The organism is Gardnerella vaginalis (assembly GCF_040427915.1).
GTDB lineage: Bacteria > Actinomycetota > Actinomycetes > Actinomycetales > Bifidobacteriaceae > Bifidobacterium > Bifidobacterium vaginale_C.
Map to the genome: position 1 here is coordinate 1 of NZ_JBETXJ010000002.1, position 19,148 is coordinate 19,148.

11 protein-coding genes and 1 pseudogene are annotated in these 19,148 nt (G+C 43.8%); 1 reads left to right on the forward strand and 11 read right to left on the reverse strand.

The window, feature by feature from the left end; genetic code table 11:
* A pseudogene (locus tag ABVC65_RS00085) lies at window positions 1–6,286 on the forward strand (hypothetical protein); the annotation flags it as partial.
* A 524-nt stretch (window positions 6,287–6,810) separates the two neighbouring features.
* Here the strand turns inward: ABVC65_RS00085 and ABVC65_RS00090 are convergent.
* The 11 genes from ABVC65_RS00090 to ABVC65_RS00140 form a co-directional block, all read right to left on the reverse strand.
* A complete protein-coding gene (locus ABVC65_RS00090; protein WP_016809114.1) occupies window positions 6,811–7,131 on the reverse strand; it encodes a type II toxin-antitoxin system RelE/ParE family toxin in 321 nt (106 codons plus the stop codon).
* Entirely contained in the window at window positions 7,128–7,433 is a 306-nt protein-coding gene (locus ABVC65_RS00095) for a type II toxin-antitoxin system RelB/DinJ family antitoxin (protein ID WP_353582283.1), read from the reverse strand. Before ABVC65_RS00095 ends, ABVC65_RS00090 begins: the two co-directional genes overlap by 4 nt.
* A 438-nt stretch (window positions 7,434–7,871) precedes the next feature.
* Window positions 7,872–8,357 (reverse strand): NUDIX hydrolase, encoded by a 486-nt coding sequence (locus ABVC65_RS00100; RefSeq protein ID WP_353582284.1) that lies wholly within the window; start codon window positions 8,355–8,357, stop codon window positions 7,872–7,874.
* A gap of 323 nt (window positions 8,358–8,680) precedes the next feature.
* Window positions 8,681–10,096, reverse strand: a complete 1,416-nt coding sequence (locus tag ABVC65_RS00105) for a class I SAM-dependent RNA methyltransferase (protein ID WP_353582285.1) — start codon at window positions 10,094–10,096, stop codon at window positions 8,681–8,683.
* A 26-nt stretch (window positions 10,097–10,122) separates the two neighbouring features.
* Window positions 10,123–10,896 carry a DUF3159 domain-containing protein gene (locus tag ABVC65_RS00110; protein ID WP_353582286.1) on the reverse strand — a complete coding sequence of 258 codons (774 nt, stop codon included), beginning with the start codon at window positions 10,894–10,896 and terminating at the stop codon, window positions 10,123–10,125.
* A gap of 97 nt (window positions 10,897–10,993) precedes the next feature.
* Window positions 10,994–11,809, reverse strand: coding sequence for a DUF3710 domain-containing protein (locus ABVC65_RS00115; RefSeq protein WP_004123629.1), 816 nt, complete (start codon window positions 11,807–11,809; stop codon window positions 10,994–10,996).
* A gap of 122 nt (window positions 11,810–11,931) precedes the next feature.
* Entirely contained in the window at window positions 11,932–12,795 is an 864-nt protein-coding gene (locus tag ABVC65_RS00120; protein ID WP_353582287.1) for an exodeoxyribonuclease III, read from the reverse strand.
* Between the two features lie 149 nt (window positions 12,796–12,944).
* Window positions 12,945–14,972: an ABC transporter ATP-binding protein gene (locus tag ABVC65_RS00125; protein ID WP_353582288.1), complete on the reverse strand. Its 2,028-nt coding sequence runs from the start codon at window positions 14,970–14,972 to the stop codon at window positions 12,945–12,947.
* Window positions 14,973–14,995: 23 nt separating this feature from the next.
* Complete coding sequence (locus ABVC65_RS00130; RefSeq protein WP_353582289.1) at window positions 14,996–16,027, reverse strand: ABC transporter permease; 1,032 nt, start codon at window positions 16,025–16,027, stop codon at window positions 14,996–14,998.
* 14 nt (window positions 16,028–16,041) lie between these two features.
* Window positions 16,042–16,968, reverse strand: a complete 927-nt coding sequence (locus ABVC65_RS00135) for an ABC transporter permease (protein WP_004121041.1) — start codon at window positions 16,966–16,968, stop codon at window positions 16,042–16,044.
* A 226-nt stretch (window positions 16,969–17,194) separates the two neighbouring features.
* The gene (locus ABVC65_RS00140; RefSeq protein WP_353582290.1) at window positions 17,195–18,826 is read right to left on the reverse strand and encodes a peptide ABC transporter substrate-binding protein; all 1,632 of its coding nucleotides are present in this window, start codon (window positions 18,824–18,826) and stop codon (window positions 17,195–17,197) included.
* Window positions 18,827–19,148: the final 322 nt, after the last annotated feature.

Genomic DNA, 19,148 nt, shown 5'->3' on the forward strand with positions numbered 1-19,148 from the left:
GAAGCCAGCTGCTCCAACCGTCACTACCCCAGCAAACGGAGACGGTCAAGGCTCAGCCAAGATCACTCCAGCAACCGGTACTGATAGTCTGGAAATCACTTATACGCCAGAAGGTGAAAACAACGAAAAGACCATCACTGTCAAGAAAGGCAATGACGGAAACTGGACTGGTGAAAACATTCCAGAAGGCGTAACCGTTGATAAAACCACTGGTGAAGTCACTATTCCAGCAAACAAAATCAAAGACAATAGTGATGTAACCGCTCAAAACTCTAAGAACGGTACCAAGAGCGAAAAAGCCACTGGTAAAACAGGAACTAACCCATCAACCACTCCTGAAACTAAGCCAGCTGCTCCAACCGTCACTACCCCAGCAAACGGAGACGGTCAAGGCTCAGCCAAGATCACTCCAGCAACCGGTACTGATAGTCTGGAAATCACTTATACGCCAGAAGGTGAAAACAACGAAAAGACCATCACTGTCAAGAAAGGCAATGACGGAAACTGGACTGGTGAAAACATTCCAGAAGGCGTAACCGTTGATAAAACCACTGGTGAAGTCACTATTCCAGCAAACAAAATCAAAGACAATAGTGATGTAACCGCTCAAAACTCTAAGAACGGTACCAAGAGCGAAAAAGCCACTGGTAAAACAGGAACTAACCCATCAACCACTCCTGAAACTAAGCCAGCTGCTCCAACCGTCACTACCCCAGCAAACGGAGACGGTCAAGGCTCAGCCAAGATCACTCCAGCAACCGGTACTGATAGTCTGGAAATCACTTATACGCCAGAAGGTGAAAACAACGAAAAGACCATCACTGTCAAGAAAGGCAATGACGGAAACTGGACTGGTGAAAACATTCCAGAAGGCGTAACCGTTGATAAAACCACTGGTGAAGTCACTATTCCAGCAAACAAAATCAAAGACAATAGTGATGTAACCGCTCAAAACTCTAAGAACGGTACCAAGAGCGAAAAAGCCACTGGTAAAACAGGAACTAACCCATCAACCACTCCTGAAACTAAGCCAGCTGCTCCAACCGTCACTACCCCAGCAAACGGAGACGGTCAAGGCTCAGCCAAGATCACTCCAGCAACCGGTACTGATAGTCTGGAAATCACTTATACGCCAGAAGGTGAAAACAACGAAAAGACCATCACTGTCAAGAAAGGCAATGACGGAAACTGGACTGGTGAAAACATTCCAGAAGGCGTAACCGTTGATAAAACCACTGGTGAAGTCACTATTCCAGCAAACAAAATCAAAGACAATAGTGATGTAACCGCTCAAAACTCTAAGAACGGTACCAAGAGCGAAAAAGCCACTGGTAAAACAGGAACTAACCCATCAACCACTCCTGAAACTAAGCCAGCTGCTCCAACCGTCACTACCCCAGCAAACGGAGACGGTCAAGGCTCAGCCAAGATCACTCCAGCAACCGGTACTGATAGTCTGGAAATCACTTATACGCCAGAAGGTGAAAACAACGAAAAGACCATCACTGTCAAGAAAGGCAATGACGGAAACTGGACTGGTGAAAACATTCCAGAAGGCGTAACCGTTGATAAAACCACTGGTGAAGTCACTATTCCAGCAAACAAAATCAAAGACAATAGTGATGTAACCGCTCAAAACTCTAAGAACGGTACCAAGAGCGAAAAAGCCACTGGTAAAACAGGAACTAACCCATCAACCACTCCTGAAACTAAGCCAGCTGCTCCAACCGTCACTACCCCAGCAAACGGAGACGGTCAAGGCTCAGCCAAGATCACTCCAGCAACCGGTACTGATAGTCTGGAAATCACTTATACGCCAGAAGGTGAAAACAACGAAAAGACCATCACTGTCAAGAAAGGCAATGACGGAAACTGGACTGGTGAAAACATTCCAGAAGGCGTAACCGTTGATAAAACCACTGGTGAAGTCACTATTCCAGCAAACAAAATCAAAGACAATAGTGATGTAACCGCTCAAAACTCTAAGAACGGTACCAAGAGCGAAAAAGCCACTGGTAAAACAGGAACTAACCCATCAACCACTCCTGAAACTAAGCCAGCTGCTCCAACCGTCACTACCCCAGCAAACGGAGACGGTCAAGGCTCAGCCAAGATCACTCCAGCAACCGGTACTGATAGTCTGGAAATCACTTATACGCCAGAAGGTGAAAACAACGAAAAGACCATCACTGTCAAGAAAGGCAATGACGGAAACTGGACTGGTGAAAACATTCCAGAAGGCGTAACCGTTGATAAAACCACTGGTGAAGTCACTATTCCAGCAAACAAAATCAAAGACAATAGTGATGTAACCGCTCAAAACTCTAAGAACGGTACCAAGAGCGAAAAAGCCACTGGTAAAACAGGAACTAACCCATCAACCACTCCTGAAACTAAGCCAGCTGCTCCAACCGTCACTACCCCAGCAAACGGAGACGGTCAAGGCTCAGCCAAGATCACTCCAGCAACCGGTACTGATAGTCTGGAAATCACTTATACGCCAGAAGGTGAAAACAACGAAAAGACCATCACTGTCAAGAAAGGCAATGACGGAAACTGGACTGGTGAAAACATTCCAGAAGGCGTAACCGTTGATAAAACCACTGGTGAAGTCACTATTCCAGCAAACAAAATCAAAGACAATAGTGATGTAACCGCTCAAAACTCTAAGAACGGTACCAAGAGCGAAAAAGCCACTGGTAAAACAGGAACTAACCCATCAACCACTCCTGAAACTAAGCCAGCTGCTCCAACCGTCACTACCCCAGCAAACGGAGACGGTCAAGGCTCAGCCAAGATCACTCCAGCAACCGGTACTGATAGTCTGGAAATCACTTATACGCCAGAAGGTGAAAACAACGAAAAGACCATCACTGTCAAGAAAGGCAATGACGGAAACTGGACTGGTGAAAACATTCCAGAAGGCGTAACCGTTGATAAAACCACTGGTGAAGTCACTATTCCAGCAAACAAAATCAAAGACAATAGTGATGTAACCGCTCAAAACTCTAAGAACGGTACCAAGAGCGAAAAAGCCACTGGTAAAACAGGAACTAACCCATCAACCACTCCTGAAACTAAGCCAGCTGCTCCAACCGTCACTACCCCAGCAAACGGAGACGGTCAAGGCTCAGCCAAGATCACTCCAGCAACCGGTACTGATAGTCTGGAAATCACTTATACGCCAGAAGGTGAAAACAACGAAAAGACCATCACTGTCAAGAAAGGCAATGACGGAAACTGGACTGGTGAAAACATTCCAGAAGGCGTAACCGTTGATAAAACCACTGGTGAAGTCACTATTCCAGCAAACAAAATCAAAGACAATAGTGATGTAACCGCTCAAAACTCTAAGAACGGTACCAAGAGCGAAAAAGCCACTGGTAAAACAGGAACTAACCCATCAACCACTCCTGAAACTAAGCCAGCTGCTCCAACCGTCACTACCCCAGCAAACGGAGACGGTCAAGGCTCAGCCAAGATCACTCCAGCAACCGGTACTGATAGTCTGGAAATCACTTATACGCCAGAAGGTGAAAACAACGAAAAGACCATCACTGTCAAGAAAGGCAATGACGGAAACTGGACTGGTGAAAACATTCCAGAAGGCGTAACCGTTGATAAAACCACTGGTGAAGTCACTATTCCAGCAAACAAAATCAAAGACAATAGTGATGTAACCGCTCAAAACTCTAAGAACGGTACCAAGAGCGAAAAAGCCACTGGTAAAACAGGAACTAACCCATCAACCACTCCTGAAACTAAGCCAGCTGCTCCAACCGTCACTACCCCAGCAAACGGAGACGGTCAAGGCTCAGCCAAGATCACTCCAGCAACCGGTACTGATAGTCTGGAAATCACTTATACGCCAGAAGGTGAAAACAACGAAAAGACCATCACTGTCAAGAAAGGCAATGACGGAAACTGGACTGGTGAAAACATTCCAGAAGGCGTAACCGTTGATAAAACCACTGGTGAAGTCACTATTCCAGCAAACAAAATCAAAGACAATAGTGATGTAACCGCTCAAAACTCTAAGAACGGTACCAAGAGCGAAAAAGCCACTGGTAAAACAGGAACTAACCCATCAACCACTCCTGAAACTAAGCCAGCTGCTCCAACCGTCACTACCCCAGCAAACGGAGACGGTCAAGGCTCAGCCAAGATCACTCCAGCAACCGGTACTGATAGTCTGGAAATCACTTATACGCCAGAAGGTGAAAACAACGAAAAGACCATCACTGTCAAGAAAGGCAATGACGGAAACTGGACTGGTGAAAACATTCCAGAAGGCGTAACCGTTGATAAAACCACTGGTGAAGTCACTATTCCAGCAAACAAAATCAAAGACAATAGTGATGTAACCGCTCAAAACTCTAAGAACGGTACCAAGAGCGAAAAAGCCACTGGTAAAACAGGAACTAACCCATCAACCACTCCTGAAACTAAGCCAGCTGCTCCAACCGTCACTACCCCAGCAAACGGAGACGGTCAAGGCTCAGCCAAGATCACTCCAGCAACCGGTACTGATAGTCTGGAAATCACTTATACGCCAGAAGGTGAAAACAACGAAAAGACCATCACTGTCAAGAAAGGCAATGACGGAAACTGGACTGGTGAAAACATTCCAGAAGGCGTAACCGTTGATAAAACCACTGGTGAAGTCACTATTCCAGCAAACAAAATCAAAGACAATAGTGATGTAACCGCTCAAAACTCTAAGAACGGTACCAAGAGCGAAAAAGCCACTGGTAAAACAGGAACTAACCCATCAACCACTCCTGAAACTAAGCCAGCTGCTCCAACCGTCACTACCCCAGCAAACGGAGACGGTCAAGGCTCAGCCAAGATCACTCCAGCAACCGGTACTGATAGTCTGGAAATCACTTATACGCCAGAAGGTGAAAACAACGAAAAGACCATCACTGTCAAGAAAGGCAATGACGGAAACTGGACTGGTGAAAACATTCCAGAAGGCGTAACCGTTGATAAAACCACTGGTGAAGTCACTATTCCAGCAAACAAAATCAAAGACAATAGTGATGTAACCGCTCAAAACTCTAAGAACGGTACCAAGAGCGAAAAAGCCACTGGTAAAACAGGAACTAACCCATCAACCACTCCTGAAACTAAGCCAGCTGCTCCAACCGTCACTACCCCAGCAAACGGAGACGGTCAAGGCTCAGCCAAGATCACTCCAGCAACCGGTACTGATAGTCTGGAAATCACTTATACGCCAGAAGGTGAAAACAACGAAAAGACCATCACTGTCAAGAAAGGCAATGACGGAAACTGGACTGGTGAAAACATTCCAGAAGGCGTAACCGTTGATAAAACCACTGGTGAAGTCACTATTCCAGCAAACAAAATCAAAGACAATAGTGATGTAACCGCTCAAAACTCTAAGAACGGTACCAAGAGCGAAAAAGCCACTGGTAAAACAGGAACTAACCCATCAACCACTCCTGAAACTAAGCCAGCTGCTCCAACCGTCACTACCCCAGCAAACGGAGACGGTCAAGGCTCAGCCAAGATCACTCCAGCAACCGGTACTGATAGTCTGGAAATCACTTATACGCCAGAAGGTGAAAACAACGAAAAGACCATCACTGTCAAGAAAGGCAATGACGGAAACTGGACTGGTGAAAACATTCCAGAAGGCGTAACCGTTGATAAAACCACTGGTGAAGTCACTATTCCAGCAAACAAAATCAAAGACAATAGTGATGTAACCGCTCAAAACTCTAAGAACGGTACCAAGAGCGAAAAAGCCACTGGTAAAGCCGGAAACAACGACGGAAATTCCGGTTCTGGTTCTGATTCTGGTTCTGGTTCTGATTCTGGTTCTGATTCTGGTTCTGGTTCTGATTCTGGTTCTGAGACTGGAAACAGCAATAGTTCTGAATCTGATTCGGGTAACGATTCCACGTCTAATAATGGCGGTTCAGATAGCGGATCTACTACTGGTGGTAGCAGCTCTACAGATTCCGGCGCTCAAAATAGCACCAATGGATCAAGTAGCGCTGATAATGCTAACAACGCTGGTAACGCTGAAACTGGTAATACTGGCAACGGCAATGCTGGCAACAGCAAAGCTGGTAATGCATCCACTGGTGCTTCAGGTTCCAACGCATCTACTAAGTCTGGCAACAAGGTTCCTGCAAAGCATTCGTCCCAATTAGTAAACACTGGTGCTGAAGTGGAACGAGTAGGATTGATCAGCGCAATGATTGGTGTACTGGGAGCTGCAGCAGCATTCTTCTCTCGCAAGAAGAATCGCGAGTAAAAAGTTCACCTACAAAATTAAACAAAAGTAAACTAATAATTGAAAATAATTAGAAAAAGGAGCTGAGCCACAAACCCAGCTCCTTTTTCTATATCACTGCTCGCTTACACACACAATCTCTTATATTGTGATTCAAAACATATCTTATTTAAGAAAAACCATCTTTGAATATATTCAAATAAACGATAAAAAAAAAATCAATAAAAACAATTTTTAACAAAACTGCAATATAAAAATTGTTCTTAAAACACATTTCCGCACATAAACAGCTGGGTGCAAAGTGTGTGCACCTTTTAACGATAGCCCTCGCTAAGCCTTGCTACGCAAAGCCTAAACGCAGGAACTAAACTGCGCACATAGTAGGTGTCATCAAAACGCTATTTCGAAACAGTCACGATTTGTAAAGGAACGCAACCGATTCTGTATGTATTGAGTGAATGGGTAGTATATTTACACTTTTTTGAGTGCACACTATAGATATTGTGCGCACTTTTTAACGATAGGAAAAAGCTATCGTTAAAACTTTAATTGCCATTTATAACTTTCTCAATATCTCTTTTCCCATAAAGCACACGAGAAACCACAACTTCATGCTTTTCTTCAAAAACAAAATAAAAAATAAGAAAATTATCACACGCCATGAACCTTAAACCTCTACTTCTCCATGGCTCAAAACTAACTAAACGATGCACAAGAGGAAACTCATCAAGACTCAATATTGCTTTCTCCAACCTATTTACCTGCCCCTGCGCGTTTTTCAAAGACAGTAAATTAAACGCAATATAAGCGTAAATACCACGCAAGTCTTCCTCAGCCTCACGCGAAATGTGCACAGCGTAAATCATAAGTCAAATTCCTTATGCAAAGATTCAAAAACCTTACTCGCAGGCTTCACATCACCAGACAAAACCGACTTATAACCCTTTTCCAACTCATCATTCAACTCACCTTGAGTCATAGAACTCACATCACACGGCTCTCTATAACCCAATTTCACATCAAAAGGAAGCCCTTGCTGTAAAACAACCTGCTTATAAAACATGGTAATAGCACTCGAAGGAGGAAGACCCAAAGAATTCAATATATACTCTGCCTGCTCTTTTAACTCTGGATCAATACGAGTATACAAGTTAGCTGTTTTCGCCATACAATCACCCCTTATTTCTTACGGCGATTATACAACATTGCATTGGCATTGCAATGGCACTGCATTAACATTAACATTAGAAAATTACACTTATACGTAATATTAAAAACGCAAAAATCACGCTCAAAAATCGCGAGAACCCGGCTTAGATCCACCGCATGCTAAACATTTTAACGATAGCCCTCACCAAGCCTTGCTACGCAAAGCCTAAACGCAGGAACTAAACTGCACGCAAGTAGGTGTCATCAAAACGCTATTTTGAAACAGTCACGATTTGTAAAGGAGCGCTACTGATTTTGTATGGATTGAGTGTTGGAATATATAACACAGAAAGCAAACAGTTTCAGAGTTCAGAAGGAAAAGTTTCATTGCATACAAGAGTTAAGAAACTAGAAATAATATTTATGTAACGATCTCTTACCATAATAGCGGGATTCATTAATATCTTTCATCTGAAATTATATGCTCTATTCCACTATGCTCCGATTTAAGATATTCTTTCATAAATGTCGGGTAAGCCTTGCACTTATCAAGCTCATCTATAGATAACCAATGCATTGTCTCTTTAGCACCTGACTCTGTAGTACTATGGCTCGTAAAATCTCTTTTGCCCATGGACTTCATCAAGTAGTAGAGTGTAAGCTCATGGAAGTCTACTCCATCTAAGCCGGAGCTGCCGATGAATAAGTTCTCGTGTATGACGGCAAGGTGATCGACCTCGTAATTAAGACCTGTCTCTTCAAATACTTCTCTCTTTACAGCTTCTTCTGATGTCTCACCGATGTGAACCGCTCCGCCAACTGAGTAGTAATAGTCGTCCTCATCATTTCCTGCAAATAGCACACAACCTTCTTCTACTATGATGGCTGCTGCTCTATATCTAAATGCTTTTTTATCGTTAATAAATCCGCAATTATGTTCCATAGTTTACTCCTTTATTTTTTATCTAATAACTGTGACTTATGGTTCAAATGCAAACAAGTTCCCAATCTTAATTGAAAATCCAAGTGATTGATACATTTGTATATCACACTGTGCACAAGCAACAATCATTGAACTTATTACACTCAACCCTAGAACTTCGATATGTTTCCTCAAACAGCAAAATCACACTCAAAAATCGCGATGAATCCAGCTTAAAGCCGCTTCGCATTAAACCTTTTAACGATATCCCTCGCTAAGAGACCTAAAACGCAGGAACTAAACTGCACGCAAGTAGGTGTCATCAAAACGATATTTTGAAACAGTCACGATTTGCAAAGGAACGCCACTGATTCTGTATGATGAGTTTCCGGATATAAGTCGAACGCGCGCAAAGACTGAACACTGTAGCCAAGCTCTCTAAACGTGCCAACATCGCGAGCAAGACTAGTCGGATCGCAAGCAACATACACAACGCTTCTTGCTCCAGACTTCGCAATCTGCTTACAAACTTGAGCTTTAGCACCAGCGCGCGGAGGATCTAACACAACAACATCAGGATGCGCAAATCGGCGAACAATCCTAGATGACTTACTCGCCTTAAACACCTGCGATTCAAGCGTTTGCGCAACATCGCCTTCAAGCGCTTCAACAACATCCCTGCTAAGACCAGCACGCCCAATGTTTCGCCTTGCATTCTTCACAGCAATCGGCGCACCCTCAATACTAAGCACGCGCGCTGGTTCAGCAGCACCAAGAGCACCTGCAGCACCAGAAGAATCTCCGCCAACATTAGCCAAAGTCGCAAGCGGAATAGTAAACAAACCCGATCCAGAATACAAATCCCACAAAACCGTATTCTTACTACGCCCACCAAGAGCAGAACGAACTAATCCCAAAACGTAGTTCACCAAATGCTCTGGAGCTGCGCGATGAATCTGCCAAAAACCGCGCGCGTCAACATCATAATCAAAAGTACGCATACGTGATGAATCACCATCAACAGCAACGCGTACACGCTCACGCAACAAAGCCGAGCCTGCAATCAGTTCATCATTTACTATAAGCGCATAATTTTCGCCAATCGCATCAAGAAGCGCAGCCTTGTCACCATAAACACCAAAATCCAAGCCCTCAACCCTAGGCTCTGGAACAGCAAGACGAATTTGCGAATTTGGCTCAAATTCTCGATTCCACAAATCCAAAGAATCCGCAACTGCTAAAACAGCGCGCGACGCAAGTGGCATAGTATCAATCGCAATGCGATCATGCGACTCGCGCTTACGCATAGACAAACGCCCTTCATCATCCGCCACCAGCTCCATGCGCGTACGCCAATTAAATCCGTTAAGCTCCTCATCCCCCGGCACGCGCTCAACAGTAATATCACTAGCAGAAACATCCATATGCGCTAAACGCTGGAATTGATTGGCAATCACGGACGCCTTCCAACGAATCTGCCCAGGCAAAGAAACGTGAATTAAATCTGCTCCGCCAACTCCGCCGCCCTGAGCCAAAGGACCAGCGAGCTTCCATTGCGGCTCCACACGATCCACACTAGGCTCCAAAACTTCCACAACTTCACCGGTGAAAAAGTGCGCTTTTGCACGCATCGGCTCATCCATGCGCACAACAACCAGCTCACCAGGTAACGCAAATCGCACGAATACAACGCGTCCGTCAAGATGACCTACGCATCTTCCTTGATCCGCATATCTCTCGATTCGCATCGTCACTTGCATAAACTACCCCTTAGCTTTGCGTTTAGTTAAGCTGATTTTACTTCACTTGAATTTACATCGTTTTTATCTTCGTCAATCTGATTTTCTTCACGATAATTTTCTTCGCGATTTTTATGATGAAGACGCATAAACGGCGTTGCGATAATCAAGTAAGAAACCCAAATTGCGAGCGCCCAGAACGGCAAACCCATAATCAATCGAACTGTACCAAGCCACACAACGTGATTTGTCAAATATAATGGCACTTGTAAAACGAGTCGCAGCGCAAAAACACCAATCCATAATCCAGTAACATACATGTACGCTCGCTTAAGAGGCTTATAATCAAGCCATTCGTGCAGCCACAAGCCAAAATTTTCCGTAGGCATTTTGCGAATTGACTCAATCACAAGACCTAAAGCAGGCACGCGAACAATCATCGAAATAGCAAGAAGCGCACCGTATACAGCATTTGTAATAAAGCCCATCATGTAGTAGTCGCGCGCTTGGTGACTCGTCCACACCCAAATAAGGCAAATCCCTACAGAAACCAACCCACTTAACGCGCCCATAATCGATTGGCGTTGAACAAGTCGAGCTACAACTTGCAAAACTGCGAGAGCTGCAGACGCAATAACTGTTGTTTGTACGTTTCGCGTTACAACAAAGCAAATAACAAACAGCAAGCCTGGCAGCATGGATTCGATTACGCCTCGAACTCCACCAATGGAATCAATAACAGAAAACGTGTTTCCTTCAGATCCAATAGAAGCCAAAGATGCTAATCCTGAGCGTTTTTTGCCGCGCGAATTTTTTTCCAAGACAATATCCTTTGCTGCCTTACTTTTACTATCGACTTTTAACTATCGACTTTTAACTATCGACTTTTAACTATCGACTTTTAACTATCGACTTTAACTATCTGATTTCAGAAAACATTGGTCCACGAGTTAGCGTGGTTTTGACTTCTACTTGCTGATCTGCACCAAGTGGACCTTTTGGACGACCTAGATTTTCTTCAGAACCAGCAGAATCGTCAGATCCAGCAGAACCATCTTTACCTGCACTACTTGGCACAACCAAATCGTGCATTGGAATCATATCTCTAGGAGCAAGTGGCTCTGTTCCGCGCTTTATAACAATATCACTAAACCACTTGTTAAGAAGCACAGTCTCTTCGCTTGTTTTTTGTGACTCTAAAGCAGCACTCCCAGAGAACACTCCGCGGAGCATCCAACGCGGACCATCTACACCAACAATTCTGGTTTCCACTGTCTTATCGTCAACCTTGACTGGAAGTATGAGTTCCTTGCCAAAAACTCCATTCACTTCCCTAGCATTAGAGTTTCCCTTAAGCAAATCCGCACGAACTTCACTCCATATCCCTTCTGTTTTAGGAGCTGCAAATGCTTCAACCTCAATGCTAGAAGATTTATATGTAACAGTTATGCCAAGAACTTGACCAGTTTCACGCTGCTTTTTTACTCGCAACTCTATACCTTGCAAATATGGAATATATATGGAGCCGAAATCAACATAAGTACCTAAATTAGGTAGTTTTTCATCAGATATGTCCCATGGACCTCTAAGACTTCCGCGTCCTAAGTACGTGTCTGCATCATATCCGCCTGCAGCCAGCTCGCTTAGAGCGGAATTTTGGGATTGAGATTCTGCAAGATTCTCAGCATCATCTTTGGCAGCTTTCGACTTGCGCTTGGATTTAAACCATCCCATGGTTCCTCTTTTCTAATGGATTCTTCTTAATAAGCTCTAATGCCATTTTTCGATGAATACTTTACATATTTCTAATGGCTATTTTTACTCAACTTCACCAGATTATCACAAGCAAAGCAAAATCACACATTATATTTTATGTTTAAAGCAGCATGGTCAGACCAGCGAGAATCGTAGCTTTGAGCACGATCAATCACGAATCCGCACGCAGTTTCTGCAATTTCAGGTGTTGCAAACTGATAGTCTAATCTCCAACCAACGTTATTATCAAAAGCTTTACCTCGTTGACTCCACCAAGTGTATGGTCCTTGAATATCGCCAGCAAGCATTCGCATAACGTCCACAAATTCATACTCGTTAATCCAGCGATCAATATAAGCGCGTTCCTCTGGCAAAAATCCAGCACTTTTCTCATTCGCTTTAGCGTTTTTAATGTCAAGAGGCGTGTGTGCAATATTAAAATCACCACACAAAATCGCTTGATTTCCGCCACTTGCAGCAATATCTCTAATCTCCCCTAATCGCTTTAACATAGTATCTAGAAAGCGGAATTTTTGCTGCATTTTCTGCGGATCATCAACGTTTCCAGCGTGAACATACACAGAAGCAACAGTAATATCATACCCTTGCGGGGTATGTACGTCAGTTTCCACCCATCGCCCAGAATCAACATCCTCGCTTAAACCAGGCAAACCGTAACGCTGCTCTACAACTGGCAAAGACGTTACAAGCGCCACACCAGCTCTACCTTTTATTTCACAAATCTGATTTGTAACAGAAAATCGCCTGTTATTTTGCCCAGATTCATCACTCTTAGACACATACAAATCCTTGATTTTACCCATAATCGGGTCAATCGCATCTTGCGGAGCGCGAACCTCTTGCATACACCACACATCTGGCGTGTGATCTTGAACCCAATCGAGCATCCCCTTGCGCCAAGCCGCACGAATCCCATTCAAATTTGAAGTCGTAATCGTAATCATAAGATCCACTCTAATATGCGCACAACACAAAATAGGCAAAAATAAAGGTGCAGAAGTTTTGACTCCCACACCTTTATTTTAAATTTAAATTTATTTTAAATTTATAGTTTATAAGACGCTCGTTTTGCGACTCATAAACCAGCTTGCGATTAATCCAATCCAAGCTCCAAGTTTCCACCTGGGATTGCATCGAGAAGATCGCGAGTGTATTCCTTTTGAGGATGATCAAACACTTCGTCGGTTGTAGCATGTTCAACAAGTTTGCCATGTTGCATAACAACAACCTCGTCCGCAATCTGACGAACAACAGCCAAATCGTGAGTGATGAACAAGTAGCTTAATCCTCGCTCCGCTTGCAAATCGTTAAGCAAATGCAAAACCTGATCTTGCACAAGCACGTCCAAAGCAGACACAGCCTCATCGCAAACGATTACGTCTGGATCCAATGCCATAGCACGCGCAATAGCAATGCGCTGACGCTGACCACCAGAAAGCTCGTTCGGGAAGCGAGTCATAACAGAAGCAGGCATGCGAACCATATCCAAAAGCTCGCGCACACGATTCTGTCTACTCTTTTTATCGCCAATCTTATGAATGCGCAAAGGCTCCTCAATAGAACGATAAATTGAATACATTGGGTCGAGTGAACCATAAGGATTTTGGAACACTGGTTGCACGTGTCTGCGGAAGTCAAGCAAATCAGCGCCCTTGAAATCAGCAATATTCTTGCCTTCGTAAGTAACTGTTCCACTTGTTGGATTTAGAAGTCGCAAAACCATGTTTGCAACAGTAGATTTACCAGAACCAGACTCACCCACAATTGCCAACGTTGTTCCGCGCTTAATTGAGAACGAAACATCGTCAACAGCTTTAAAAAGTTCCTTCTTACGCGGAAGCTTAAACTCGCGAGTTAAGTGATCTACTGTAATAATGTGCTCGCTCTTTTCAAGAGTTTGCTCACCTACTACGTGATGCTCAAGCAAATTATCCGCGTTGCCTCCATGCTCCTTAACCGAGATGATTCTCTGAGAAGCCAAGCTTGGAGCCGCTGCAACTAATCGCTTAGTATACGGATGCTGCGGATGTTGCAACACATCTAGAGATGGACCAGACTCAACAACGCGGCCCTTATACATAACAACAACGTGCTGCGCGCGAGCTGCAGCCAAACCTAAATCGTGAGTAATAAAGAGCACGGAAGTGCCTAGAGAATCTGTAAGAGTATGCAAATGGTCAAGAATACGCTTTTGCACAGTTACGTCGAGAGCGGAAGTTGGCTCATCTGCAATAAGCAAGTCTGGTCGGCAAGCCAAGCCGATAGCAATCAAAGCGCGCTGACGCATACCGCCAGAAAACTCATGTGGGAATTGCCTTGCACGCGTTGCTGCATCTGGTAAACCAGCTTCATCTAGCAAACCAGCAATGCGGTCTTCAACACTTGCTCCAATAACATACTTTTTGGCGATTCCCCAAGCTTTGTCGTCGTTCACACCATACTTGATTAAATCGTCTGCAACGCGCCAACGAGTTTCAGAGCCTGGAACCCACTCTTTTTTGTAGTATTCCATAGCTTCATTAAACTTTTCAGCATTCGTTTGCTCACTAAGACCAGACTCTGCCAAAGCCTGCTTTGCAGCGTCCAATAATGCCGTAAGTTCTTTAGAACCAAGGAAGATTTCGTCTTCGTTGCTTTTAACTTCTACAGCATCTCCTGCTAAAGCTTCTGCAAGAGCGGAACGCTTTTCATGACTAACGTCAACGCCATTTGCAAGAAGAGCTTCTTTAACTTGGGTACCAATCCTCCAAACAGGATTCAAGTTGCTCATAGGGTCTTGCGGAACCAAGCCCATTGCTGTGCCGCGCAAAGCTGCATAATCTTTAGGCTTTAGATTGCTTATTTCTTGACCTTTAAGCTTAATAGATCCGCCAGTAACGTGACCTGTTCCAGGGAGTAAACCAAGAACCGCCATTGCGGAAGTTGACTTTCCAGAACCAGATTCACCTACAATTGCAACCCACTGACCTGGGTAAACGTTGAAGCTCGCATCGCGAACAGCGTGTACGGCTTTTTTAGAATCCGTTGTAAAGTCAACCTGAAGATTTTTGACTTCCAGCAAAGGACCCTGTTCGCGTTGCATTGCAAGGGTATCTACATTTTTACGTGTTGCTGTGTTCATAATCACTATTCCTCCACGCTAACTTACGCCTTACGGCTCTTTGGATCCAACGCATCTTTTACAGCGTCGCCCATCATAATAAAGGCGAGAACAGTAATAGCGAGCGCAATAGACGGATAGAACAAAACTTCTGGATTTGTAGTAAGAACATTCCTAGCGGTAGAAATATCTACACCCCAGCTAACGGTCGTAGTTGGCAAACCAATACCAAGGAAGCTAAGTGTCGCTTCCAAAACAATGTAAGAACCAAGGGATGTTGTTCCTACAACAATGATTGGAGCCAGCGAGTTTGGAATAATATGACGGAAAAGATTACGCATTGGAGTTGAACCTAAAGCTGTAGAAGCCGTATTAAACTCAAGATTCTTGGATTCCATAACGGCACTTCTTGCGATTCGAGCAACGCCTACCCATCCAAAGAGAACCATAACAAACACGATTTTCCAAATCGACTTAGATGTGCGGAACATTTGCAAAACTACGATTGCGCCCAACAGCATTGGTAGAGCCAGGAAGATATCGGTGATTCGGCTGAGAATCGCATCAATCCATCCGCCGAAGAACCCAGCTAAAGCACCAATTAACGAGCCAACTAACACAACCAAAGCGGTTGCTAGCAAACCAACGCTTAGAGATGTACGAGTTCCGTATACGACTCGAGCATAAATATCACAGCCTTGCATATCAAATCCGAACGGATGCGCAGCAGAAGCCGGCTCAAGCGAATGTTCCAAAACGCAATAATTAGGATTGTGCTTTGTAAGAACACTTGGGAAAAGTGCAACAAAAATAATCGCAATAATCAAAACTGCAGAAACAATAAACAGTGGGTTTCTGCGCAAACTACGCCAAGCATCTGCCCACATGCTTGTAGCTGGAGCAGATTCATCTACGGAATCCACTTCTTGAAGAGGTGTATCGTCAAGAGGTGCTACGTAACGTTCCTGACCAGGTAGCGTATTGTATTTTGAAGCGGAAAAGTCGCCAGCAACCATAGTTGCAGCTGCTGTAGCATTATTTGTAGTCAAATTATTTTCCATCAAATTATCTTCCATAATGTCTGCTCTCCTTACGCGTAGCGAATGCGCGGATCTAGAGCCGCGTACAACATGTCAACAAGAAGATTGCTGACTACAAATATCAACATAAGAAGCGTAACTATAGAAACAACAAGGTTTCCTTCTCCTTTTAGTATTCCCTGATACGTAAGGAATCCAACGCCATGAATGTTGAAGATTGTTTCGGAAATCATAGCGCCGCCCATAAGAGCGCCCAAATCCTGACCTAAGAATGTAACAACAGGAATAAGCGAATTGCGCAAAATATGTCGAACAATAACAGAGCTTTCTTTTAAGCCCTTTGCGCGAGCCGTTCGAACATAATCGAGAGATATGTTTGACGAAACTTCCGACCTTGTAAGTCGAATAATATACGCCATTGACACGGATCCAAGAACTATTGCAGGAAGAAGAAGATCATAGAATCCAGGATTATTGCTTGCTGTAACAGGCATAATATGCCACTTAACACCAAACACGTATTGTCCAATAAAGCCAGTGACAAATGTTGGCACAGAAATAAGAAGAAGTGATACAACCAGAATTACACTGTCATACCACTTCCCTTTCTTTAAGCCAGAGATTATACCAAAAGCTACGCCGAACAAGGCTTCAAAGGCAAACGCCATCAACGCAAGCTTAATGGTTACTGGAAATGCGCGACCAATTTCGTCAATTACTGGCTGACCAGCAAAAGTATGACCGAAATCAAGAGTCAAAGCATTTTTCAAAAACAGCAAATACTGAATAATAAATGGCTTATCCAAGTTATACTCGGCACGAATCTGCGCTTCAACCGCATGGTTAATTGGCTTATCTCCAAACATTGCTTTTACTGGGTCTCCAGGCAAAGCAAACACCAAAGCGTACACCAACAATGTTGTGCCGAGAACCACAGGAATCATCTGCAGAACACGACGCAGAACATATTTACCCATTGGTTTCTCCTTATATAATTACTTAAAAATTCGCAGAGCACACACCCAACTTTTGTGGCTTGCATATTGATTTAACCCAACCCAAGTAAAAACACAAAGTGCTGCCTCGAATAGCGATAGAATTTTGCAATTTTATTCGCCATTCGAAGGCAGCAGCACGTTTTTACATGCTATTTAATTATGATTTATTTTTTACTATAGCTACTTGATCTTCGATCTTAGATCTTTACTTGTGGAGCTTGTAGTAAAGTGGCATATTCTGCCAATCCATTACAAAGCCCTTCAAGGTTGGAACCATAACAGCCTTAGCGTTCGAGTAGAACAGTGGGATGTATGGAAGATCCTCAAGAAGAATCTCGTTAGCTTGCTGATAAAGCTTAGTTGCCTCAGCTGGCTGAGAAGAAGCAGCCTTCTTAAGCAAATCATCAAACTTAGAATTCTTGTAATCAGCTTCGTTGGAGCCATTTCCATCTGCAGCAACAGAAGCAAATTCCTGAGTCAAGTAGTTTTCTGGGCTTGGGTAATCTGGCATCCAGCCTGCACGCCATGCACCCTTAATCTGACGCTGTTCGCATGCGTTACGGAACTCTTGGAATGTTGGAACTGGAGTGGTTTCAGCATTGATACCAAGATGGTTCTTGAGGGAGTTTACAACTGCATCGAACACAGACTTAGCATTACCATCAGCGTTGTAAGTAAAGGTAAGAGGACCATCATACTTAGAGATCTTGTCTGCCTTTGCCCAAAGTTCCTTAGCCTTTTCTGCGTTAAACTTAAGGTTTTCGTGTCCCTTAAGATCAGCCTTGTAGCCTGGAGTCAAAGGAGAAGTGAACTCATTTGCAGGAGATGCAGTACTATTAAGAACCTTCTTGATGATGGTTTCACGGTCGATTGCCATAGAAACAGCTTGACGACGCAAGCGGCCTTCTTCGGTAGTTACATCGAAGTGTGGCAATTTTGCAGGAATACCGAACTGCTGGATTACAGAACCTGGACGGTTGTATGCCTTAACAGTGGTGTCCTTTTGGAAAGTCTTGGTTTCAGTATCTGGAATGTTATCGGTCATATCAAGATTGCCAGACTGAACATCGCGGTAAGCAGCGGTTCCATCGGTGTAAATCTTGAAGGTAACACCATCATTCTGAGCCTTACGTGGGCCATCGTAATCTGGGTTCTTTACAACTTCAATCTGCTTGTTGTGATCCCAGGACTTAAAGAGGTATGGACCAGAAGAAACTGGCTTTTCGCCATAAGCCTTTGGATTCTTGTAGAAGGATTCTGGAAGAGGAGCAAATGCAAGGTAACCAACCTTAATAGCAAACACAGAATCTGGCTGGTTCAAATCGACAGTAAAGGTGTACTTGTCTACAACCTTCAAGCCAGAAAGCTGCTCGTCGCCCTTAGTGTCATTCTTCTGCAAGTCTTCGTAGCCCTTAATTGTCTGGAAGAAGGAAGCGCACTTCTGAGCATTCTTAGCGTTTGCTACGAAGCTCCAAGCCTTGGTGAAGCTTTCTGCGGTGATTGGTGTGCCGTCACTAAACTTCTTATCTTTCTTAAGCTTAACAGTGTACTGAGTTGCATCAGCGTTTGGAGTTACGCTCTCGGCATCTTCGTTTACTGTATTGCCCTTTTCGTCAAAAGTGACCAACGTGGAGTTGACCAGCACAGCAGGACGGGCGCCAGCATTTTCGTTAATATTTCCTGGAACAAGCTCGTTCTGAGGCTCGGAGTCGTTTACGGTAATAACAACCTTGCCACCATTTGTTTGAGCGGTCTTCGAAGCAGAAGAACCGCATCCACCGAGCAGCATAGCAACCGAGCAAGCAGCTGCGGCAAAAAGTAATGCCTTATTCTTCATATGTTTTCTCCTAACGTTGGGTATGGCAGGATTCCATTAATTATCACGAAAAAGTCTCATTACAAGCTTTACAGGCTTTTACAGGCTTAATAAATAAAATCCACCTAGTATTTATTGCCAGATGGATTCTTTGCAAAGCCAATAAGGAGGCCTCTTCGTTGATTAAAATTCAATCATACGGATTTTATTAAACAACGCAAGCTAAAAGTCTAAATGTAAAATTTACAGTTATTTTGTCTATTAATCATAAAAATAACTATTGCTATATAAAATTATGGGATTAAATCGTATTTTATATGGTATTTTGCCAAGCCTTTTAAAT